The sequence below is a fragment of the Flavobacterium hibisci genome (assembly GCF_020026925.1).
GTDB lineage: Bacteria > Bacteroidota > Bacteroidia > Flavobacteriales > Flavobacteriaceae > Flavobacterium > Flavobacterium hibisci.
The window spans coordinates 202,802-226,056 of sequence record NZ_JAIQDW010000003.1; the positions used below are offsets into that span (position 1 = coordinate 202,802).

Here is a 23,255-nt window from a genome sequence, read left to right on the forward strand (position 1 = left end):
AAATACTTATTTTATAAGTTTTTAAAAAGATTTACAAGACTTTTAACGTCAATTTTGCAAAAATGTTGTTGCTCAATTACTGTGCCATGTTCGATGAAAATATCCGGAATACCCAAAATTTCTATTTTCTTTACAAAATTATTTGCTGTTGCATATTCTAAAACCGCACTTCCAAAACCACCAATTTTTGTTCCGTCTTCAATGGTAATGATATCATCAAAAGAAGCTAATATTTTGTCTAACAAATCATTGTCCAAAGGTTTTATAAATGGGAAATCGTAATGGGCTATGGTTTCAGGATTGTCTAATTCTTTTAAGGCAGCGATTACATTATTTCCAATTGCACCTGTAGATAAAACAGCTGTTTTTGTTCCGGCTTTTAAACAATTTGCTTTTCCAATCGGGACTGTATTGTAATGCCCGAAATTTTCTGTTTTCCAATTTGGTAAAACACCACGTCCACGCGGATATCGAATTGCTATTGGATGATCTAATCCCAACTGGGCAGTATATAGAATATTTTGGAGGGCAATTTCATTAATTGGCGCATAAATAATCATATTTGGGATCGCTCTCAAATAAGCAATATCAAAAACGCCATGATGCGTTGCGCCGTCTTCGCCAACCAGACCGGCTCTGTCTAAACAAAAAATAACCGGTAAATTTTGTAAGGCAACGTCATGAATCACCTGATCATAAGCACGTTGCAGAAAAGTAGAATAAATGTTGCAATACACCATCATGCCTTGTGTTGCCATTCCGGCTGCAAGTGTCACAGCATGCTGTTCGGCAATTCCCACGTCAAAAGCACGTTCGGGAATTTCATCCATCATAAATTTTAAAGAACTTCCAGACGGCATTGCAGGAGTGATTCCGATAATTTTTTCGTTCTTTTTGGCTAAATCTAAAATTGTTAAGCCAAAAACATCCTGATATTTAGGAGGCAGATTTTCTTCAGATTTTAAATGAATTTCTCCGGTTGAGGCATCAAATTTTCCAGGTGCATGATATTTTACCTGATTTTCTTCAGCCTGCTGCAGTCCTTTTCCTTTTGTAGTAACAATATGAAGGAACTTTGGGCCTTTTATCTTTTTTAAACGATTTAATTCTTTGATTAATGACGGAAGATCATGCCCGTCAATTGGCCCGGAATAATCAAAATTTAAAGATTTGATGATGTTATTCTGTTTTGGGTTTTTTCCGTTTTTAACCGCTGTTAAATATTTTTTTAAAGCTCCGACACTTGGATCGATTCCGATTGCATTATCGTTCAGAATAACCAGAATATTAGCATCTGTAACTCCGGCGTGGTTTAACCCTTCAAATGCCATTCCGCTTGCAATTGACGCATCACCAATAACAGCAATGTGCTCTTTGTCAAAATCTCCTTTTAATTTAGATGCAATCGCCATCCCAAGGACTGCAGAAATTGAAGTCGAGGAGTGTCCAACACCAAAAGCATCATAAATACTTTCGTCTCTTTTTGGAAATCCAGAAACCCCGCCAAGTTGTCTGTTGGTATGAAAATTTTCTCTTCTTTCCGTCAATATTTTATGCCCGTAAGCCTGATGACCAACATCCCAAACTAATAAATCTTCGGGAGTGTTAAAAACGTAATGCAATGCAATTGTCAGTTCAACCACTCCTAAACTCGCGCCTAGATGTCCTTCTTTTACTGAAACCACCTCAATAATAAATTGACGTAATTCCTGAGCAACTTGTACAAGCTGCTCTTCTTGTAAGAGGCGTAAATCGGCTGGATTATAGATACCTGAAAGTAAATTGCTTTTCATTGTAAGGATAAAAAGCAAATTTACGGTTTTAAATTTAATTTTTTTGGATGAGTCTTATTTCAAAAAAAGTGGAACGGAATATTGGAGTTTGATTTTTTTTCCGTTGAATTCTCCTGGTTTCCATTTAGGGCATAAGTTGAGAACTCTGATTATTTCTTTTTCTACAAGTTCTTCAACTGCCGGTGAACATTCAAGAAATGAAAGTGTACCGTTTTTTTCTACAGCAAAAGCGAGATTAATGTTGATTTTCCAATAACTTGCACTTTCAGGTTTTTTATATTCTTTCATAAAAAAATTATGAAACTGTTCTATTCCACCGGGAAATTCAGCATTTATTTGAGATGGGGTTTCTGTGGCAGGAATAGCTTTAGTCTTCACCTTTGCAGAGCTATTTTTATCATTGTTTATTTTCTCAGGCTGAAGATTTTTGTTTTCTTTGATTTTTACCGATTTTGCAAGACTTTCATTTGCTGGTAATGCAACGGAATGATTGGGATTGTTTTTGTGAGAAGTTGTTTTAGAAGGAATAACTACTTCCTTATTAATTTCAATGTTTTTTTCAGGAAGTTTCAGGCTATCTTCTTTTGATAGCTGAGAGGTGTCAGGAATCTGTTCTAAATTGTTGATTTCATCCTTTTCTGTATCAACAGCTTCAATTTCGTTATTTTGGTTCTTATTTTCATTTTTATCCGCACAGCTAAACAGCGTTGTTCCTATGATAAAAAACGAAGCGAGTAAAAATATTTTAAAGCAATATTTCTGCATATTTAAAGTGAAATTGATAATGTATAAGTGGATCGGACACTTTTATTTTTTCGTTTTCCCGGAATCCATTTTGGACTCATTTTTAAGATTCGGATAGCTTCTTCTCCTATTTCTGCTGGCGTATTTTTGACTATATTAAAATTACTCAGACTGCCATCTTCTTCTACGACAAATAACACCGTAATTTTGCCTTTTGCTGAAGCGGTATAATTTTTATTGAAAAATTTATAGAATTCTTTCATCCCTTTTTCAGGAACAGGTACAACATCTAAATCAGTTTGATTATAGATAATATGATACTTAAAATTTCCGGCCTGACTACTATTAGGAGGGATTATTAATCCCATTGTAATTGCCGCTTTGTCGTGTTTTATTTTTTTAGGCTTTTTAGATTCTATTTCATGTCCGTAACAGGAGGAAACAGCTTGTTCGTCCTGATTTTGTTCAGTATTGTCAACAACTTCGATTTTATTAATTTTCTGTTTGTTTCCGTCTTTATCGGCGCAGCTAAATAAAGTTGTTCCCATAGCAATAAACAAAGCCAGTAAAAATATTTTATGATAATTTGTTTGAGAATATAAAACCCGATTCGGAATTTGAATAGTAATAGAATCTAATTGCGATTTTTTAAATCTGCCACAAATTTTTTCGTTTTGATTTTGAATGAAATAATGCTGAATTTCTTCGTGAAGCATAGAAGTGAAATCAATAACCGTTTTAGAGCAGCTCAAACAAAATCTTCCGTTGTCTTTTGGAGACATTTTGTTCCAGTTTTCATGGCAGGCTTCCGGAATTGAGATTTTGTACTGTTTATCCATAAATTAGAATTTCAAAAAATAAATGTAATAAAAATTACTAACTAAAAATGTATTTTTGTTTCATGATAAATCCTTTTACCGACGAATATTTTATGAAAAAAGCTTTACAGGAAGCTGAAATGGCTTTTAATAAAGGTGAAATTCCTGTAGGGGCAGTTATTGTTGTAGCCGATAAAGTGATTGCAAGCAGTCATAATTTAACGGAATTGCTAAATGATGTTACAGCTCATGCTGAAATGCAGTCGATAACCGCAGCGGCAAATTTTCTGGGAGGGAAGTATTTAAAGGATTGCACGCTATATGTTACTTTAGAGCCTTGTCAGATGTGTGCCGGAGCGTTGTACTGGAGCCAGATTTCGAAAATTGTTTTTGGGGCACGTGATGAACAACGCGGATTTATGAATATGGGAACAAAACTGCATCCCAAAACCACTGTCGTTTCTGGTGTTATGGCGAATGAAGCTGCCGATTTAATGAAACGTTTTTTTGTGGAAAGACGTAAATAATCTTATGGAAACCTGATCCCTAGCCCAGATGTGAGCGGCATCTCCCGCTTTAGAAAAACAAGGCTTTATTGGCCGTAGTTTTTGTTATCGGGAATATAGCGTAAAGCTGGAAACAGCTCCTGATTACTCATATAGCACTTATAAACTTCAACAAAAGTTAAATAATTGTCGGACGGAAATTTCTTCTAAAAATATTTTACTTTTAACATAATTTAAATTACTTTTTACTGTTATGCAATTAATAGTAAATTCTGTTAATTTTATAGTTTTCTAACCCATTAACTCTAAATCAAGTGAAAAAAGGATTATTTCTCGTACTCTCTGTATTTTTTATTTTTCAATCCTGCGGAAGAAAATCAGCTGCAGATTTTAATTCCGATTTTTCACTATTTAAAGACTATATAGTCAGTTTTACCGGCGGAATTGTTTCTGCAGATTCTGATATTCGTGTGGTTTTGGCATTCGATAAAAACGACTGGAAGCCGAATCAAGAACTGGATGACGATTTGTTTGATATTTCACCAAATGTAAGTGGAAAAGTGGTCGCGCTTTCTACCAATACTTTAGCTTTTATCCCGGAGAAAAAACTAAAACCGGGAACAGAATATCAGGTCACTTTAAATTTAGATAAGCTGACGGCAATTCCGAAAGAGAAAGAAGAAGAACTTTCAAAATTCAACTTTACAGTTAAGACTGTTAAACAGGATTTTACTATAAATACGGCAGATATCCAGTCCTATAGCAAAGAATATCAATACTTAAACTGTGTTTTAAAAACGGCTGACAATATTGATCTGGAAACGGCGAAAAAACTAGTTGAAGCCAAACAGAAAGGAAATGATCTTAAAATTAAGTTTGATAGAAATCCGGCTTCGGGCAAAGAGTTTCATTTTATCATAGACAGTATTCAGCGCTATTCTGAAGCTACAAATTTGGAGATTCTGTATGACGGTGATGATTTTGATATCGATCAGAAAGGACAAATCGATTTTCCGATTACAGGTATTAATGAGTTTAAAGTTATAAAGGTTGAAGTTCCTGATGGTAATAATCAGTCGGTTGTAATCAATTTTTCCGAACCTTTAGAAAAAGGACAGGATTTTGCAGGATTGGTTTCGATTCAAAATACTAATAATCTGAAGTTTTCGACTCAGGGAAATTTACTGAAAGTTTATTTTACAAATCAAAATGCCCCTAAAAAGGAAGAGCCGGTAGTAGTAGCTGTAGAAGAACCAGTTGCTTCTGCTGTGGATTCGGCTGCTGTTGTAGTAGATTCAGCATCAGTTGCAGTTGATTCAGCTGCCGCTGTTGTAGAAGAAGCTGTTGAATATGTCCCGGATGAAGAACCCCAACAAGTTATTACAGGGGAATTATTGTTAGAGGTTTTTCAGGGAATTGAAAGCCAGTATGGTAAAAAACTGGAAGCAAATTACTCAGAGAAAATTTCTTTTGATCAGATAAAACCAAATGTCCGCTTTATTAAAAACGGAACGATTCTGCCAAGTTCAAATAATTTAAAATTGAATTTTGAGGCTGTAAATCTTAGTGCGGTTGATGTAAAGGTTTATAAAATTTATAAAAATAATATTCTGCAGTTTCTTCAGTATAATGAATTAAACGGAGCTCAGAATCTCAAGAAGGTGGCACAACCGATCGCCAAAACAACACTCAACTTAAAAGAAAGTACGCTTGTAAATTTAACCAAATGGAATACATATGCCCTGGACTTGTCTAAAATTATAAAACCGGAACCGGGTGCAATTTACAGAGTGGAGTTTGAATATAAAAGAAAATATTCGTTATACAAATGTGATAGTTCAGACGAAGATTCAAATCAGGAAGAGGAAGAAGAGGTTGATGAAAATGATGTAAACTATAGCGGTAACTCCTACGACGATTATTACTATGATGATTATGACTGGAGAGAAAGCCAGGATCCGTGTTCTGGTTCGTATTATTATAATGCTAAAATTGCAACCAATATTCTCGCGACAGATTTAGGTGTAATTGCAAAGAGAGGCGAAAATAAATCGTATTTATTTGCAGTAAATAATATTGTAACGACAGAACCGGTTTCGAATGCAAAAGTGGATTTGTATAATTTTCAACAGCAGAAAATTACTAGTGGAAGTACAGATAGTGATGGGATTGCATCTTTTCAACTCGATAAATTCGCATATTTCGCCATTGTTACTTTAGGAGATCAATCGACTTATGTGAAGCTGGATGACGGACTTTCGTTGTCTGTAAGTAATTTTGATGTTGGGGGAGAGACTTTGCAAAAAGGTTTAAAAGGATTTATTTACGGAGAAAGAGGCGTGTGGCGTCCAGGGGATAATTTGTATTTGTCATTTATTTTGAATGATGCAGCGAATAAATTGCCAAAATCGCATCCAATTAAATTCAGATTAAACGATCCGAACGGAAAAACCGTTTATCAGATCGTTCAAAAAACGAATGAACTGAATCATTATGCGTTTGTAGTTCCTACGAATCAAGATGCACCAACAGGTAACTGGGAAGCAATGGTAAGCGTTGGAGGAGCAAAATTCTATAAGAGCATCAAGATAGAAACGATTAAACCAAATCGTTTAAAAATCAAAAATACATTCTCAAGAAAAACACTTTCTTCATCCTATCCAAATACAGATAATCTGGAAGTAACCTGGCTGCACGGGGCCATTGCGAAGAATTTGAATGTAGAAATGCAGGCAAAATTTTCTCAGCAAGCGACTACTTTCAAAGGTTATGAAAAATATACTTTTGATGATTTAGCACGTCAATTCAGTACAGAAGAAATCAATGTATTCTCAGGAAAATTAAATGGAAGTGGAAAAGCTTCGGTTAATATCCAGCCAAGATTACAAGGTCAGGCACCTGGAATGCTTCGTGCCTCCTTCATTACAAAAGTGTATGAAGAAGGAGGAGATTTTAGTACTGATGTAATGTCAACAACTTATTCGCCTTATAAAACGTATGTCGGAATCAAATCGCCGGAACCTAATAAATATGGAATGCTGGAAACCAGAACCAATAATCGTTTTGAAGTGGTAACGGTTGATGAAAACGGAAGGCCAAAATCGGTTCGTAATCTGGAAGTAAGAATCTATAAAGTCGAATGGAGATGGTGGTGGGATTCTTCAAGTGATAATTTATCGAATTATAACTCTTCAAATGCTACAACATCTTATAAATCCACTATAATAAATACCGATTCCAGCGGAAGAGGAAGTTTTCAGTTTGCTTTGACAGATGAAGAATGGGGACGTTATTTAATTCGTGTGGAAGATCAGGAAGACGGTCATGCGGCTTCTCTAACTGTAAATATAGACTGGCCAATCTGGTCGGGGAAAACAAGAAACAGAGACGCTTCAACAGCCAATATGCTGGTTTTTTCTACCGATAAGAAAAACTATGCCGTTGGAGAAAAAGCACAAATTTCTTTCCCTTCAAGTGAAGGTGGACGTGCTTTAATTTCAATCGAAAACGGATCAAGGGTAGTGCAGACTATCTGGGCAGAAACTAAAAAAGGAGAAACCAAAGTTGAAGTTCCAATTACAGGAGCAATGGCACCAAATGTGTATTTCAATATTACGTTGTTGCAGCCGCATGCTTCAACTAAAAACGATTCGCCAATTCGTATGTACGGAATTGTTCCGATTGAAGTAGTAGATAAAAACACTATTTTGGCACCAACACTTTCAATGCCTGATGTTCTGAAACCCGAACAAGATTTTACGGTTAAAGTAGGCGAAAAATCAGGTAAAGAAATGACCTATACCATTGCCGTTGTCGATGAAGGACTTTTAGATTTAACCCGTTTTAAAACACCAAATGCCTGGGATAGTTTTTACGTTCGGGAAGCTTTAGGAGTAAAAACCTGGGATATTTATGATGATGTAATCGGAGCTTATGGTGGAAAAATAAATCAGATTTTTAGTATTGGTGGAGATCAGGATTTAGGCGGTGGAAAAGCTAAAAAAGCCAATCGTTTTAAACCAGTTGTATTGTACTACGGACCATTTAAATTAGGAAAAGGAGAAACGAAATCGCATCAATTAAAATTGCCTAAATATATTGGTTCAGTCCGAACAATGGTTGTGGCGGGAGATGCGAATACAAGCGCTTACGGAAGTGTTGAAAAAGCAACGCCTGTTAAGAGTCCGCTGATGGTGTTGGCTTCACTGCCAAGAAAAATTTCACCATCGGAAAAAGTAACGCTTCCGGTAACGGTATTTGCAACTGAAAACAAAATCAAAAATGTTTCGGTTCAGGTAAAAACCAGCAACGGATTGAGAGTTGTTGGAAGTACGGTTCAAAGACTGAACTTCAAACAGCCGGATGAAAAAATGGCTTATTTTAATCTGGTTGTAGGATCTGCGACTGGAATTGCAAAAGTTCAGGTAATCGCAACATCTGGAAGTGAGAAATCGGTTTATGATGTTGAAATCGATATGACGAACCCGAATCCGGTTACGAGTACATTTACTGATGTTGTTTTAACGCCAAATAGCTCAAAAACAATTTCATGGAAAACATTTGGAATTGCTGGAAGTAACAAAGCAAGACTAGAAGTTTCGTCAATGCCATCGATGAATCTCAACGGAAGATTGCAATTCCTGATTCAGTATCCTCATGGATGTGTGGAGCAAACGACATCATCAGTTTTTCCACAATTGTATTTGGGAGATGTCGCTGATATCGATGCGAAACGCAAAGATCTGATTCAGAAAAATATTGCGGCTGGAATTGCAAGATTGGGGAATTTCCAACTATCAAATGGTGGAATGCCGTATTGGCAAGGAAATGCAATTGCAGACGATTGGGGAACTTCGTACGCTGGACATTTCTTAATTGAAGCAGAGAAAAAAGGATATGTATTACCGATAAACTTCAAATCTAAATGGCTGGGTTATCAGCAACGCGAAGCAAAACAATGGCGTTTTGAACCGAAATACGGAAATGATTTGGCTCAGGCGTATCGTTTATATACTTTGGCTTTAGCGGGAAATGCCGACTTATCAGCGATGAACAGGTTGAGAGAAACCAAAGGAATTTCGAATGAAAGTATGCTTCGTTTGGCTGCGGCTTATGTTTTGGCAGGTCAAAAATCGGCTGGACAAAGTTTGTTCCTGAAAACGAGCATTGACGGTAGTTCAGATGGTTACAGCTATTACTATTATGGCTCAAGCGAAAGAAACAGGGCAATGGCTCTTGAGACGATGATTCTTTTAGGACAGAAGCAAAAGGCATTTACAACAGCAGCAAAACTGGCGAAAGAAATGTCGGCTAATCAATGGATGAGTACGCAGACAACGGCTTATTGTTTGTATGCAATGTCAAAATTTGCGGTCAGTAATGGTTCAAAAGGAATCAATATCCAGTTTAGTAAAAACGGAAAAGGAGAAACCATAAACACTGGTAAATCAGTTGCAGATCGTAGTTTGTTTGTTACTTCAGGCGGAAATAGTATTACGCTGAAAAACAATAAAGCGAATACAGTTTATGTTCGGGTATTGAATACAGGAATATTACCAATCGGGCAAGAAAATGCGGTTCAAACTGATGTAACGGCTTCGATTGTTTTCAAAAACAGAAAAGGAAGTACTATTGATGTTTCGAGAATTGCTCAAGGAACGGAATTTGTTGCTGAGGTTACCATTAAAAACCAAAGAGGTGAAAGTGTTCAAAATGTGGCGTTGTCGCAAATTCTGCCTTCAGGATTCGAAATTGTAAATACTCGTTTCACCGATTATGGCGATGCGGTAAATAACATTGCAGATTATATTGATATTCGCGATGACAGAACTAATTTCTATTTCGGAATGAAAGCGAGAGAAACGAAAGTTTTCCGTATTCTGCTAAATGCATCGTATTTAGGAAACTATTACCTGCCAGGATTACAATGCGAAGCCATGTACGATAATACATTCCTGGCCAGAACAAAAGGTTTCTGGGTTGAGGTTGTGAAGTAAGTTTAGCCTATCCTAACAGGTTTCAAAAACCTGTTAGGTATTATATGCTAGACAAAGAGGGGAATAATAGATTTAAAAAAACATACCTAACAGGTTTTGGAAACCTGTTATGATAAATAAAGAAGATAATAAATTGGGAAAAGAAGTTTTTGAGGCAGGACAATATTATCATGTTTACAATAGAGGAAATAATAATGAGAATATTTTTTTAGAAGAAAAGAATTACAGTTATTTTCTAGAAAAGGTTAAGAAATATATTTTACCCATTGCAGATATTTATGCCTATTGTTTGTTAAAGAATCATTTTCATATAGTTCTTAGAGTAAAAGATAAAATTGATTTGCCTGAAAAGTTCAAAGAAAAAATTCATTTGCCATTTTCTAATCTTTTTAATTCATATTCAAAAAGCATAAATAAAATGTATGGAAGAAACGGAAGTTTTATTTCAGGAACATTTACAACGAAACAGAATAGAAAATGAGGAATATTTAAAACAATTAATTGTATATGTTCACTTAAATCCTGTCAAACATAAATTTACGGAACGATTTGAAACTTATTTACATTCATCGTATCGTGCTTATTTATCTGCGAAATCAACTAGTTTAGACCGTGAGTTTATTTTGGGATTATTTAATGATTTAGATAATTTTAAATTCTGTCATAATGAAAGAAGAATTGTTTATGATGGGGTGATAAATGAAATAGATCTACAAGATGAATAATTTTCATATCCTAACAGGTTTTTAAAAGTCTTTTAGGTATTTATAAATATTAGATATATAATTGTTTTCTTTTAGAATCTAAAAATACCTAACAGGTTTTGAAAACCTGTTAGGATAGCAAAAAAACATCAGTATAGGAGTTGAAAAATCAATTAAAAGCATTTCTCCAGCGTATTATTAACTGGATAAAAAAAAATAAAATAAAATCAGCAATTGCATTTCTGCTCTTGCTGATTTACTATTTTTCGATACCTCGAACTTTATTCAAAGAACCCTATTCAACCGTCATAGAAAGCAAAGAAGGAGAACTTCTCGGAGCTAAAATTGCACGCGACGGACAATGGCGTTTTCCGGCGCAAGACAGCGTTCCGGACAAGTTCAAAAAATGTATTGTTTATTTTGAAGACGAATATTTCTATAAACATCCCGGCTTCAATCCAGGAGCAATGATTAATGCTTTCAAACAAAATAGAAAAGCAGGAAAAGTGGTCAGAGGAGGAAGTACGCTGACACAACAAGTTATCAGGCTTTCGCGAAAAGGAAAAAATAGAACTTATTTTGAAAAACTGATTGAAATTATTTTGGCAACAAGATTAGAATTAGGCTATTCTAAGAACGAAATTCTCGAAATGTATGCGGCACACGCGCCATTTGGAGGAAATGTTGTCGGGCTTGAAATGGCTTCATGGCGTTATTTTGGCGTTCAGTCCAATCAATTATCATGGGCAGAAAATGCAGTTTTGGCTGTTTTACCCAATGCGCCAAGTTTAATTTATCCGGGAAAAAACCAGATAAAATTACTGAACAAACGCAACAGACTTTTATTAAAATTGCACCAAGAAAACATAATCGACAAGCAAACGTACGAACTTTCGATAGAAGAACCATTGCCTCAAAAACCGTATGATTTGCCTCAAATTGCTCCACATTTATTGCAAAGAGTCGCTAAAAATGAAGAAGGAACGAGAGTCAAAACTACAATTGATTATGCTTTACAAAACAGGGTCAATCAAATTGCGCGATATTATTACAATCAATACAAACAGAACGAAGTCCACAATCTGGCGATTTTGGTAATTGATGTTCAGAGCAGAAAGGTAATGAGTTATGTTGGGAATTCTCCGGCAGATGCAGATCATCAAAAAGATGTGGATATTATCGATGCGCCAAGAAGTACAGGAAGTATCTTAAAACCGCTTTTATACGGAGCTATGCTCGATGACGGTGAATTACTGCCCAATACTTTAATTGCTGATATTCCAACACAGATTTCGGGTTATACACCCCAAAACTTTAATCTCACTTTTGATGGAGCTGTTCCTGCGCATCGTGCATTGTCACGTTCGTTAAACATTCCTGCGGTTTTAATGCTTCAGGATTTTGGTGTAAATAAATTTTATGAAGAACTGCAGAAGTTCAAATTAAAGAATATCAATAAAACACCAGATCATTACGGTTTATCGTTAATTTTGGGAGGAGCAGAAAGTAACTTGTGGGATTTGTGCCGAACATATGCGAATCTTTCTTCTACGGTTAATTATTTCAATAAAAATAACGGGCAATATAGAACAAATGAATTTACAGAGCTCAATTATAAAAATGATTTTAAACCCGACTTTGGTTCACAAACGAATCAAAAGAATATTTTGGGAGCAGGATCAATCTGGCTGACTTACAATGCAATGGAAGAAGTCAACAGGCCAGAAGGAGATGAAGCCTGGAAGTTTTATGACAGTTCACTTAAAATTGCCTGGAAAACCGGAACTAGTTTCGGAAACAGGGATGCATGGGCGATTGGAACAAATTCAAGATATGTAGTTGGAGTTTGGGTTGGAAATGCAACAGGCGAAGGAAGACCAACTTTGACTGGCGTTACAAGCTCAGCGCCAATTTTATTTGATGTTTTTAATTTACTGCCAAGACAAAGATGGTTTGATACACCGTATAATGATTTGGCTGAAGTTGAGGTATGCCGATTAAGCGGTTATTTGGCAAAGGATAGTTGTCCGAAAATTAAACAATTGGTTTCTAAAAAAGGAAAATCGACAAAAGTTTGTCCATATCACAAAACCATTCATTTAGATAAAACAGAACAGTTTCAGGTAAACAGCAGTTGTGAAAGTATAGATAATATTGTAACTAAAAATTGGTTTGTACTGCCTCCGGTTATGGCATGGTATTACAAGAGTCAACATATTGAATATTTGCCGTTGCCTCCTTTTAAAGAGGGCTGTGAAGGGACACAAACCACTACAATGGATTTTATTTATCCGAAAGCGAACAGTAAAATTTATTTAACGAAAGATTTTAATAGTAATGTACAGCCCGTAATTTTAAAAGTCGCTTATTCAGAAAGAGATAAAGAGTTGTTTTGGTATGTCGATAATGTTTACAAAGCCACGACCAAAACATTTCATGAATTACCTATTACTCCAGCTTCGGGCATACATTATGTTACGGTTGTTGATGCTTCCGGGAATGAAATAAGGAGAAAAATTGAGATTGTTAGAGAATAAATTCTAAAAGAAAATCCAATTTTTTTGATTGTTTCGCCTGTTCACTATCGCTCAAGTCCAGATTCCAAAATCAATGATACTTTGATGAATTAAAGTTTGTTATGAAAATGATTGCCTAGCCCAGATAGGAGCGGTATCCTTTTTCTGGCTCCTTTAGCCGGGAAAAGATACAAGCGGATAGCTGGAAATTGCTTCTAATAAAACAAATTTCAATTGGAAACCCCAAAGTTAAAAGTGAAATGCAAAGTGAGATTAATTTGTTGCTCACAATTACGCATAAAAAAACCGCCAGTCTTTCGAAGGCGGTTTTTATTTTATTCTGAAATAACATTTCCTTTTTTATCGTAGAAATGATATTCTAAGTACGTGTAAGCGTCACGAGGTATGATTTTCACCCATTTCTTATGTTCAAAAAACCATTTTGAACGTAAGGATGGAAAACCTTTACTGAGGTATGCAGCCACAAACGGATGTACGTTGAGCACAACATTTTTGTGGGTTTTTAGAAGCCGGTCTAAATCAGATGAGATTTTGTCAATGATTAAAATTGGCGCTTCAATTTCGCCATTTTCATTGTTTGGATCTTCTTCTCTGGTTTTAATGTTAACTTCTGGTCTTACGCGCTGTCTGGTAATCTGGACTAAACCAAATTTACTTGGCGGTAATATTTTATGTTTTGCTTTATCGTCGCTCATTTCTTCTCGCAAGAAGTCGAACAGGACTTTCCTGTTTTCAGGATTAGACATATCGATAAAATCAACAACTATGATTCCGCCCATATCCCGCAAACGTAATTGTCTTGCGATTTCAGCAGCTGCAATCATATTTACTTCCATGGCGGTATCTTCCTGATTAGTCGCTTTATTAGAACGGTTTCCGCTGTTGACGTCTATAACGTGCAAAGCTTCAGTATGTTCAATAATAAGATAAGCGCCTTTGCTCATCGAAACTGTTCTTCCAAATGAAGTTTTGATTTGTCTCTCTATATTGTATTTCTCAAAAATTGGAGTGTCGTTTGATTGATAAAACTTCACAATTGATTGTTTTGAAGGTGCAATCTCTTGCAGATAATCCTTCGTTTGATGATACAACTCTTCATCATCTATCTGAATACCGCTAAAGGTATCATTGAATACATCTCTCAATATTGAAGAAGCTCTGTTAAGCTCTCCTAATACTTTGGATGGATGATGAGCAGTTGGTAATTTTTTACACATTGCAGTCCATCTGCCAAGCAGGTTCTGCAAATCTTTTTCTAATTCGGCTGTATTTTTGCCTTCGGCTACTGTACGAACAATAACACCAAATCCTTTAGGTTTGATCGATAGAACAAGTTTTTTTAGTCGGTCCTTTTCTTTTTTGTCTTCTATTTTTTGTGAAATAGAAACACGGTCAGAAAACGGAACCAGAACAATAAATCTTCCGGCCAATGAAAGCTCTGCACTTATTCTTGGACCTTTGGTCGATATAGGTTCTTTTACAACTTGAACTAAGACAGATTGATTGGCACTTAAAATATCAGTAATGATGCCATCTTTGTCAATCTCTTTTTCAAACTGAAAGGTTTTTAGGGAGAAATCTTTTAATTTACCTGCGCTTACAAGTTTTATGAATTTCAGCTGGGAAGCTAAGTTTGGACCTAAATCGTGATAATGTAAAAAAGCATCTTTTTCGAAGCCTACATTTACAAAAGCAGCATTAAGTCCGGCAACTGGTTTTCGTATTTTGGCAATAAAAATATCACCAACCTGAAAGTTGCTTGTCTCTTGTTCCTTGTGTAATTCAATTAGTTTTCCATCTTTTAATAAGGCAAAATCTACGGCTTCAGAACTAGATCTAATGATCAATTCTTTATTCACTCTGTAAATTTTTATCCAGACTTTTAGTTTCCGGTTTTAGGTTCAAGTTTAGGGTTTTACAACCCATAACTCATAACTTATAACTCATAACTGAATTGTAAGGATGGATTAAACAATATTTTTAACAGGTATTAACCCGGAGGGAAAATTTTAATCTCCAAATTTTAAATTCCAAATTCCAATTGCACTCTATAGTGATTTCTTAATTTTTGGATTTTGGATTTTATTTTTTGGAATTTTTGAAACTTCCCAAATTTCAATGAACGTTTAAAAAGAAAAAAGTAGTTTAAAACTACTTTTTCTTTTTGTGACGGTTAGCTCTCGCTCTTTTTTTTCTTTTGTGAGTAGCTACCTTATGTCTCTTTCTTTTTTTACCACTTGGCATATCGTATCGATTTTATGATTAATTAATAGTGTTATTTTGCTTCGTTGTTTGTTTTTACTCCCTCTACAAAAACTTTTGCAGGTTTAAAAGCAGGAATATTGTGTGCAGGAATTTTGATTGTGGTATTTTTAGAGATGTTTCTTCCTGTTTTCTCAGCTCTGGTCTTTACGATGAAACTTCCGAAACCTCTTAGGTAAACGTTGTCACCAGTTTCTAATGAAGTCTTAACTTCTTCCATAAAAGTTTCAACTGTTGCCTGAACGTCTCCTTTTTCAAGACCTAGTTTCTCTGAAATCTTCGCTACGATATCTGCTTTCGTCATTTTCTTTCCTGTTTTTATTTTATAAATGATGTACTATTTTTTTGAGGATGCAAATATAGGAATTAAAAAAATAATTAATCAAGCTAATTCGTTAAATTTTAATTACATAAAGATTTACTTTTGTTTTCTAAGTATTTTAAAATGAATTTTCATAACACACTGATAAATTGGTATTTACAAAACAAACGCGATTTACCCTGGCGTAATACGGTAAATCCGTATCATATTTGGCTCTCAGAAATTATGCTCCAGCAGACAAGAGTGGCGCAGGGAATGCCCTATTTTTTTTCATTTACAAAGGAATTTCCTACTGTTTTTGATTTAGCTAATGCTGATGAAGAAAAAGTTCTAAAACTCTGGCAGGGATTAGGATATTATTCACGGGCAAGAAATCTGCACAAAACTGCTCAATATATAGCCAATGATCTAAAAGGAGTCTTTCCGGCTACTTATAATGATTTATTAAAGTTAAAAGGAGTAGGCGAATATACAGCTGCTGCAATTGCATCCTTTTCTTATAATGAAGCTGTCCCGGTTGTTGATGGTAATGTATTTAGGGTTCTTTCACGCTATTTTGATATAGCATCCGATATCGCTTTGCCAGCAACCAAAAAAGAATTTACTGGGCTTGCAAAAGAATTAATGCCAAAAGAGAATCCAGCAATTTTTAATCAGGCAATAATGGAATTTGGTGCTTTGCAATGCGTGCCTAAAAGTCCAAATTGTTCTGTATGTGTTTTTAATGACAGTTGTCTGGCTCTGCAAAAGAAAAAGGTTGACACTCTGCCTGTAAAATCTAAAAAACTAAAAATCACAAACCGTTTCTTTAATTATCTGGTATTAGAAGATATTGAGGGAAAAACTTTAATCCAAAAAAGAACTACAAAAGGTATCTGGCATAATTTATATGAGTTTCCTTTATTGGAAACAGATAAAATTGTTGATTTTGATTTTATTACAAAAACAGTGCAGCATGGTATTTTGTCTTCTTATGACATTAAAAGTATTGAGGATTGTGCGCATGCAACAGTAATTCATAAACTTTCACACCAGCATTTGCATATACAGTTCTGGAAGGTAAAAATCGGTGATGTTTTGTCTAATGGTTTGAATTGTAATGAATTAAAAGAGTTTCCTTTTCCGATTGTGATTTATAATTTTATTGAAAAGGAAGAAATTTGTCGTTAAAAAAAAGTATCTTTGATTCACACAAATGCTATACCATGAACGGAACATTAAACAAGGTAATGTTGATAGGCTATTTAGGCGACGATGTTAAAATGCATTATTTTGACGGAGGTAATTGCATCGGACGTTTTCAGCTGGCAACAAACGAAGTGTATATCAATAAAACTACCAATGAAAAAATTACCTCGACAGAGTGGCATAACTTAGTTGTACGCAATAAAGCTGCTGAAATCTGTGAAAAATATTTGTCCAAAGGAGACAAGATATATGTTGAAGGCCGTATAAAATCAAGGCAATGGCAGGCTGAAGACGGAACTACAAAATATACCAATGAAATTCAGGTAACCGAATTTACCTTTTTGACAACTAAAAAAGAAACAGAGCACAAACACCATCAGGCTTCTGAATCGCCAAAAAACACTAACTTTGAAAATCCTAATGAAGGCTTGCCGGTCAACGATTTGCCTTTTTGATTGTTTAACTAATCTTTTTTAATTTGGACCCGGAGCCCAGTTTATTTTTTGTATACACAGACACCAATCTCATTGTTGGTTTTGTCGGAATATTTATTTTACTTTTTTTATCAGCCATTGTTTCTGGTGCTGAAGTTGCCTTTTTTTCCTTGTCTCAAAAAGAAATCGAAGATGTACTGCAGGAAAATAACTCGAAGGGAAAAATAATTTCCAATCTTTTGGATAGACCCAAAAAACTCTTAGCTACATTATTGGTTGCGAATAATTTTTTGAATATTGGGGTCGTTATCCTTTTCTCTTTTATCGGCAGAAATATTTTTAAGGATGTCGTTTCTGATTCATTAAAATTTCTTTTAGAGGTTATTTTGGTTACTTTCCTGATTTTGTTGTTTGGAGAGATTTTGCCAAAGGTTTATGCGAGCCGTAATAATATAAAATTTGCGAAACGTGTCGCTTATCCAATTGCATTTTTAGATAAATTACTTTCTCCTGTAAGTTTGCCAATGCGTGCCGTTACGCTATATTTGCACAATAAATTAGGAAAACAAAAAACAAATTTCTCAGTCGATCAGCTTTCGCAGGCATTAGAACTCACCGATTCGGAAGGGACATCAAGTGAAGAACAGAAAATACTGGAAGGAATTGTTTCTTTTGGAAACACAGATACCAAACAGGTAATGAGTCCCAGAATTGATATTTTTGCACTGGAAATATCAGAAACGTTTGCGGAAATTTATCCTAAAATAATTGAAACTGGTTTTTCAAGAATTCCGGTTTATCGTGACAATATTGACCAGATTGAGGGCGTTTTGTTTGTTAAGGATTTACTGCCTCATATTGATAAAACCGAATTTGACTGGACCACCTTAATCAGAGAAGCTTTTTTTGTTCCTGAGAATAAAAAATTAGATAATCTGCTTAAAGATTTCCAGAGCCTGAAAAGTCATTTGGCGATTGTGGTTGATGAATACGGAGGAACTTCAGGTTTAGTTTCTTTAGAGGATGTAATCGAGGAAATAGTTGGCGATATCAGTGATGAATTTGATGATGAGCATTTAAATTTCTCCCAAATTGATGAAAATAATTTTCTTTTTGAAGGAAAGATTAATCTAAAGGATTTTTACAGAATTATTGATGTTGATGAAGACCTTTTTGAATCACGCAAAGGAGAGGCAGAAACATTAGCAGGATTTATTCTTGAAATTCTGGGCAATTTCCCTAAAAAGAATCAAAAAATAGCATTTGAAAACTGTGTATTTACTATAGAGACTGTTGATAATAAACGCATAAAACAAATAAAAGTAACAATAGAATAAGATGTTGAAAAAAACAATTTGGATAGCAGTAATTTTACTGAGCCTCACTGTTATAAGCTGTAAAGATGATGTTTTGCCAAAGCCGGCTGCTTTTTTGCGTCTGGATTATCCGATGGCTAAATATGTAAACTTTGAAAACACATGTCCTTTTTCGTTTCAAATGAATGAGGACGCTGTAATTAAGGGTGAAAAAGAATGTGGATTTGCGATTACATATCCAAAAATGAAAGCGACTATTTACCTGACCTATAAACCGGTAAATAACAATATCGATAAACTGCTTAGAGATGCTCAGAAACTTACCTACGAACATGTTATCAAAGCAGATGATATATTAGAACAGCCTTATTTAAATCCTGAGAAAAAGGTGTACGGAATGTTTTATCAGGTAAATGGAAATGCGGCAACTAACTCACAATTTTATGTGACGGATAGTACTAAGCATTTCATCACGGGGTCTGTTTATTTTTATACCAAACCCAATTTCGATTCGGTTATGCCGGCAGCAAGTTATATCAAAAATGATATGCAGCGGCTTATGGAGACTTTGAAATGGAAATAAGGAAAAAAGGGAACGATTTTAATTTGGATTCTTTTTTGATTTTAGTTTTTTAAAATGTAATTATCTGATCTTTTAAACTATATGATTCTTCATTTTTTATGGTGTAAAAATCAGCATAACAACGATAATCCCTATAAATATAATTGTTCCTATCATGTGATTTCTTTCACTATTGCCATTCTTTTTATTGATATTTCCTTTTGGTGACCAAATTTCTGAAAATGAGATAAAATCGTTTTCATTTAGCAGGACTATCATATTTGCATATACGTATCTGGCACTTGCTCCTAAAAGCTCTAACAAATATCTTCCCGAAACTATTTCTATAAGATCCATTTAAAACTAAATAAAACAATATTTTCTGAATAAGACTTTAAAAATATAATTTTATACTATAAAAGCTTAAATTTTTACTTAATAAAAAAGCGCTCAAATTGAGCGCTACTTAAATTATAAATTTTTAAGACTTCATATTCGAAACCTTATATGTTTTTCCGTCTCCTGTTTCCTGAACGACTTTTGTCAATGATTCAGGATTTTGAACTGTTTTGTCAAAAGTTACGGTTGCTGTTTTTTTGTCGAAATCAACAGCTGCTTTTTCAACTCCTTCAAGATTAGCTAACTCTTCTTCAATAGTTTTGGCGCATCCAACAGCGCAGGTCATTCCGTCAATTGTAAAACTGGCAGTCTGTACATTTTCTGCAGCGATTGGTTTGTGTTCTTTTGGAGTTTCAGTTTTTTCACCTTTTACAACGGCTAAACTTTTATCTTCTTCTTTTTTACAGCTTACCAGTACCAAACCTGCAATGGTTAACAATGCTATTATTTTTGTAAATTTCATTATGTATAATTTTAGATGTCAATATGTTTGTTGCAAAATTAATAAAAAAGGAAAGGTCAGTTCCTAAAATTATTACAAATTTGCATTAAAATACGATTTATGGATGCAAAACAATTAAAGTGGTTTTATTTATTACTGCTTTCGCTAATTTGGGGAAGTTCATTTATTCTAATAAAAAGGGGGTTAGTAGGATTAACGGCAATTCAGGTAGGTTCGCTCCGAATAATTTTTGCCGGCTTGTTTCTGCTTATAGTCGGTTTTTCGAGTTTGAAGAAAATTTCGCTGCGTCAATGGAAATTTGTGGCTCTGACTTCATTCTTCGGGACATTTATTCCGGCTTTCTTTTTTGCCATTGCAGAGACTCAGGTTGACAGTTCCATTGTAGCTATTTTGAATTCGCTGACACCTTTAAATACTTTGGTTTTAGGAATTATATTTTTTGGAATTCAGTTTCATAAACGACAGGTCATAGGAGTTTTTATTGGGCTGATTGGATGTTTGTTATTGGTTTTGAATGGGACTTCAGGTCATACAGGACAAAACTATTATTATTTGATTTTAGTAGTAATTGCAACACTCTGTTATGCAATCAACGTTAATCTAATAAAGAAATATTTATCTGATTTGAATTCCCTGAGCATTACAACAGGTAATTTTGCGATTTTGTTTTTACCGGCTTTGATTATTTTAAGCACTACAGATTTTACTCAAAAAATACATCTTGAAACAACGCAATACTCTGTTCTGTTTGTAATGATTTTAGGTGTTTTGGGAACCGGAATTGCAAATGTATTATTCTTTAAATTAATTCAAATGTCTTCACCGGTATTTGCAACTTCAGTAACGTATTTAATTCCAATAGTGGCTTTTTTCTGGGGATTGCTGGATAACGAAATGCTGACGCTAATTCAGTTTTTTGGTGCTTTTGTGATTTTAATTGGGGTTTATTTGTCGGCGAAAAAATAAAAGGTTGGAAAGATTTGAATATCAGTTTGTCATTTCGACGAAGGAGAAATCACATTAGAAACTCCGCAATCAAAATCGCCAATCTTTGTCGAATCCCGAGTGTGATTTCTCCTTCGTCGAAATGACACAAACTAAAAACAGAAAGGCTGTCAGTTACGACGGCCTTTCTTTTTTTAACAATGTTAGATTTTAAAGAAAATCCTTCTCAGTAACTCCTTCATTGATTTTAATATCAGACATTTTTATATCCAATTCAAAACCTGCATTTTGTATTAAGTTAAAAGGGACTTTTACACCTTTTACTTCTTTATAATCATTAAAATAGGTTGTTTGTGTAGTCGATTGTCCGCTTTGTTCTTTTACTTTAGTTTCGGCTACTTTTAATCCTGATTTGACATCATAAAAGTAAATCGTTTTGCCATCTTTTATAGAATAAGCATCATTTCCATTTATTTGCTCAATTCCGTTTACGGTTAAATCTGTTCTTTTGCTTAACTGCAACTCTTCAAAAGGAGCTGCATTCGCTTTCATCTCGGCTAAATCTGCGCCTTCTAAATTTTTGCGTTGTCCTTGCTGCTCTAAATAAGCGCCTTTTTCGTTTACAACCTGTTTCATTAAGGCCATGCTTCCCATAGAAAGAGAAACCATCATTTTTCCTTTCGAATCTAATTTTGAAACAAAAGTCAAAGGAGCTGGCGCCTGCGGAATTGTAGTAGTCCCGTTCATGAACAATGTTTTTACTGCAGAAACGGCTTTTTCTCCTCCGATTGCTTTAATATAATTGTCAAAAATGCTTTTTGCAGTAATTCCTGCCGGAGCTTCTTTTTTGGTAACTGGCTTTTCAACAGGGTTTCCGTATTTGTCATAATAAGAAATCGGAATCTGTAGTTTTTCCAGACCAGGAAGTACTTCAGATCCTTTTCCAACAATTACAATTCTCATGTTGTCGATTTGGAAATATTTATTCGATACACGATTAATATCATCAATTGTAACATTGTTAATGGTCTGAATGTATTTTTCGTAAAAATCAGCCGGAAGTTTTTCGGTTTCAATATTAAGAGCATAACGCGCAACAGTCTGAGGTTTTTCAACCTGCATCACAAACCTTCCGATGTAACCTGCTTTTACATTTTTTAATACATCTTCAGAAACTTTCTCAGTTCGGATTCTTTTAATTTCTTTGATAAATTGTACAACAGCACTATCGGTAACGGCATTTCGAACAGCAGACGAGGCTTTGAATTTGGTCACATATTTACCACTTCCAATATTAGAACTTGCTCCGTATGTCCAGGCGTGCTGTTCGCGTAAATTCATATTCAGGTAACTATTGAAATCACCTCCTAAAATTTGATTTGCAATTACAGCAGGAAAAAAATCAGGATCGCTCATTTTTAGATTTACTGTATTGACTAATGAAATCTCAGATTGAACCGCATTTGGAACATCTACAAAATTGATTTGTAGCTTAGATACATTTTCCGGATTGGGATAAGTATTTTTTGGAGCAGTTTGTTTTTTCCATCCTCCAAAAAGTTTCTCTACGGCAGTTTTTGTTTCTTTAAATTTAATGTCGCCAACTATAACTAAATAGGCGTTTTCAGGAACGAAATAAGTATTGTAATTAGTTTTAACATCATCAAGAGTAACATTTTTCAGCGTTTCTTCTGAAACGAATTCTCCCGAAGGATGGTTTTTCCCAAAAGTTAAAACATCTACAATACGATTGGCTATGGCAGGAACACTTTTTTCATCAGCTTTGAGACCTTCCAGTAGTTTTGCTTTTTCTTTGTCAAATTCTGTTTGAGTGAAATTAGGCTGTAAAGCACCTTCGGCCAGTAATTCTAAAATACGTCCTGAATATTTTGAAAGAGCGCTTGCGTAAGCACCAGACGATGTAAAGTTTATACTGGCTCCATAAAAGTCAATTTCTTCATTAAAGGCTTCTTTTGTAGTTTTTTTGGTTCCGTTTCCAATTAAACTGCTGGTCAATTCATCAACGCCTTTTTTGTTTCCTTCAGTAAAAGGGGCGTTGTCCAGTGTAAGATTAAAGCTCACGCGTGGCAATTTATGATTTTCAACTACCAAAACTTTCATACCATTTGCCAAAACAAAAGTTTGCGGTTTTTTGATGTTAACTACTGGTGCGTTTCCTGGTTTGGGTTGTGGACGATCTTGTGCTTGCATAATTCCGGTAAGGAATAAAAGGATTAAAACTGTATGTATTTTTTTCATGATTCGG

General features: G+C 34.8%; 18 protein-coding genes. 10 read left to right on the plus strand and 8 right to left on the minus strand.

Annotated features, from left to right (window positions below; translation table 11 throughout):
- Positions 1–11: 11 nt before the first annotated feature.
- Genes K8B81_RS04870 through K8B81_RS04880 form a run of 3 tightly spaced genes read right to left on the minus strand, consistent with a single transcriptional unit; the run spans position 12 to position 3,376 of the window.
- Complete coding sequence (locus K8B81_RS04870) at positions 12–1,793, minus strand: 1-deoxy-D-xylulose-5-phosphate synthase (RefSeq protein WP_223679403.1); 1,782 nt, start codon at positions 1,791–1,793, stop codon at positions 12–14.
- A 54-nt stretch (positions 1,794–1,847) separates the two neighbouring features.
- Positions 1,848–2,558, minus strand: coding sequence for a hypothetical protein (locus K8B81_RS04875; RefSeq protein WP_223679405.1), 711 nt, complete (start codon positions 2,556–2,558; stop codon positions 1,848–1,850).
- Positions 2,559–2,560: 2 nt separating this feature from the next.
- On the minus strand, positions 2,561–3,376 hold the full coding sequence (locus tag K8B81_RS04880; RefSeq protein WP_223679407.1) for an energy transducer TonB: 816 nt from the start codon (positions 3,374–3,376) through the stop codon (positions 2,561–2,563).
- A gap of 62 nt (positions 3,377–3,438) precedes the next feature.
- Here K8B81_RS04880 and K8B81_RS04885 point away from each other — a divergent pair, with 62 nt between their 5' ends.
- The 5 genes from K8B81_RS04885 (at position 3,439) to pbpC (ending at position 13,098) form a co-directional block, all read left to right on the plus strand.
- On the plus strand, positions 3,439–3,882 hold the full coding sequence (locus K8B81_RS04885) for a nucleoside deaminase (protein ID WP_223679409.1): 444 nt from the start codon (positions 3,439–3,441) through the stop codon (positions 3,880–3,882).
- 293 nt (positions 3,883–4,175) lie between these two features.
- The gene (locus K8B81_RS04890) at positions 4,176–9,857 is read left to right on the plus strand and encodes an alpha-2-macroglobulin family protein (RefSeq protein ID WP_223679411.1); all 5,682 of its coding nucleotides are present in this window, start codon (positions 4,176–4,178) and stop codon (positions 9,855–9,857) included.
- A gap of 109 nt (positions 9,858–9,966) precedes the next feature.
- Entirely contained in the window at positions 9,967–10,338 is a 372-nt protein-coding gene (locus tag K8B81_RS04895) for a transposase (RefSeq protein WP_223679413.1), read from the plus strand.
- The gene (locus K8B81_RS04900; protein WP_223679415.1) at positions 10,280–10,582 is read left to right on the plus strand and encodes a hypothetical protein; all 303 of its coding nucleotides are present in this window, start codon (positions 10,280–10,282) and stop codon (positions 10,580–10,582) included. The genes K8B81_RS04895 and K8B81_RS04900 overlap by 59 nt, the downstream gene beginning before the upstream one ends.
- Positions 10,583–10,722: 140 nt before the next feature.
- The gene (pbpC, locus tag K8B81_RS04905) at positions 10,723–13,098 is read left to right on the plus strand and encodes a penicillin-binding protein 1C (protein WP_223679417.1); all 2,376 of its coding nucleotides are present in this window, start codon (positions 10,723–10,725) and stop codon (positions 13,096–13,098) included.
- Between the two features lie 314 nt (positions 13,099–13,412).
- On the opposite strand, the gene K8B81_RS04910 is transcribed toward pbpC, so the two are convergent.
- Complete coding sequence (locus K8B81_RS04910) at positions 13,413–14,957, minus strand: Rne/Rng family ribonuclease (protein WP_025539170.1); 1,545 nt, start codon at positions 14,955–14,957, stop codon at positions 13,413–13,415.
- Between the two features lie 416 nt (positions 14,958–15,373).
- Complete coding sequence (locus K8B81_RS04915) at positions 15,374–15,682, minus strand: HU family DNA-binding protein (RefSeq protein WP_269237889.1); 309 nt, start codon at positions 15,680–15,682, stop codon at positions 15,374–15,376.
- Positions 15,683–15,805: 123 nt separating this feature from the next.
- On the opposite strand from K8B81_RS04915, the gene mutY reads away from it, so the two are divergent.
- Genes mutY through gldD form a run of 4 tightly spaced genes read left to right on the plus strand, consistent with a single transcriptional unit; the run spans position 15,806 to position 19,203 of the window.
- Positions 15,806–16,852, plus strand: a complete 1,047-nt coding sequence (mutY, locus tag K8B81_RS04920) for an A/G-specific adenine glycosylase (protein WP_223679419.1) — start codon at positions 15,806–15,808, stop codon at positions 16,850–16,852.
- Between the two features lie 35 nt (positions 16,853–16,887).
- Positions 16,888–17,325: a single-stranded DNA-binding protein gene (locus tag K8B81_RS04925; RefSeq protein ID WP_025539175.1), complete on the plus strand. Its 438-nt coding sequence runs from the start codon at positions 16,888–16,890 to the stop codon at positions 17,323–17,325.
- A gap of 23 nt (positions 17,326–17,348) precedes the next feature.
- Positions 17,349–18,641 (plus strand): gliding motility-associated protein GldE, encoded by a 1,293-nt coding sequence (locus K8B81_RS04930; protein WP_223679421.1) that lies wholly within the window; start codon positions 17,349–17,351, stop codon positions 18,639–18,641.
- Position 18,642: 1 nt separating this feature from the next.
- Positions 18,643–19,203, plus strand: a complete 561-nt coding sequence (gene gldD / locus K8B81_RS04935; RefSeq protein WP_223679423.1) for a gliding motility lipoprotein GldD — start codon at positions 18,643–18,645, stop codon at positions 19,201–19,203.
- Between the two features lie 96 nt (positions 19,204–19,299).
- Here gldD and K8B81_RS04940 read toward each other — a convergent pair whose 3' ends face one another.
- Together K8B81_RS04940 and K8B81_RS04945 are read right to left on the minus strand one after the other, a co-directional pair.
- Complete coding sequence (locus tag K8B81_RS04940; protein ID WP_223679425.1) at positions 19,300–19,539, minus strand: hypothetical protein; 240 nt, start codon at positions 19,537–19,539, stop codon at positions 19,300–19,302.
- 124 nt (positions 19,540–19,663) lie between these two features.
- Positions 19,664–20,044 carry a heavy-metal-associated domain-containing protein gene (locus tag K8B81_RS04945; RefSeq protein WP_223679427.1) on the minus strand — a complete coding sequence of 127 codons (381 nt, stop codon included), beginning with the start codon at positions 20,042–20,044 and terminating at the stop codon, positions 19,664–19,666.
- A gap of 99 nt (positions 20,045–20,143) precedes the next feature.
- Here K8B81_RS04945 and K8B81_RS04950 point away from each other — a divergent pair, with 99 nt between their 5' ends.
- Positions 20,144–21,010: a DMT family transporter gene (locus K8B81_RS04950; protein ID WP_223679429.1), complete on the plus strand. Its 867-nt coding sequence runs from the start codon at positions 20,144–20,146 to the stop codon at positions 21,008–21,010.
- Between the two features lie 189 nt (positions 21,011–21,199).
- Here the strand turns inward: K8B81_RS04950 and K8B81_RS04955 are convergent, their stop codons facing one another.
- On the minus strand, positions 21,200–23,248 hold the full coding sequence (locus K8B81_RS04955; protein ID WP_223679431.1) for an insulinase family protein: 2,049 nt from the start codon (positions 23,246–23,248) through the stop codon (positions 21,200–21,202).
- Between the last annotated feature and the right edge of the window lie 7 nt (positions 23,249–23,255).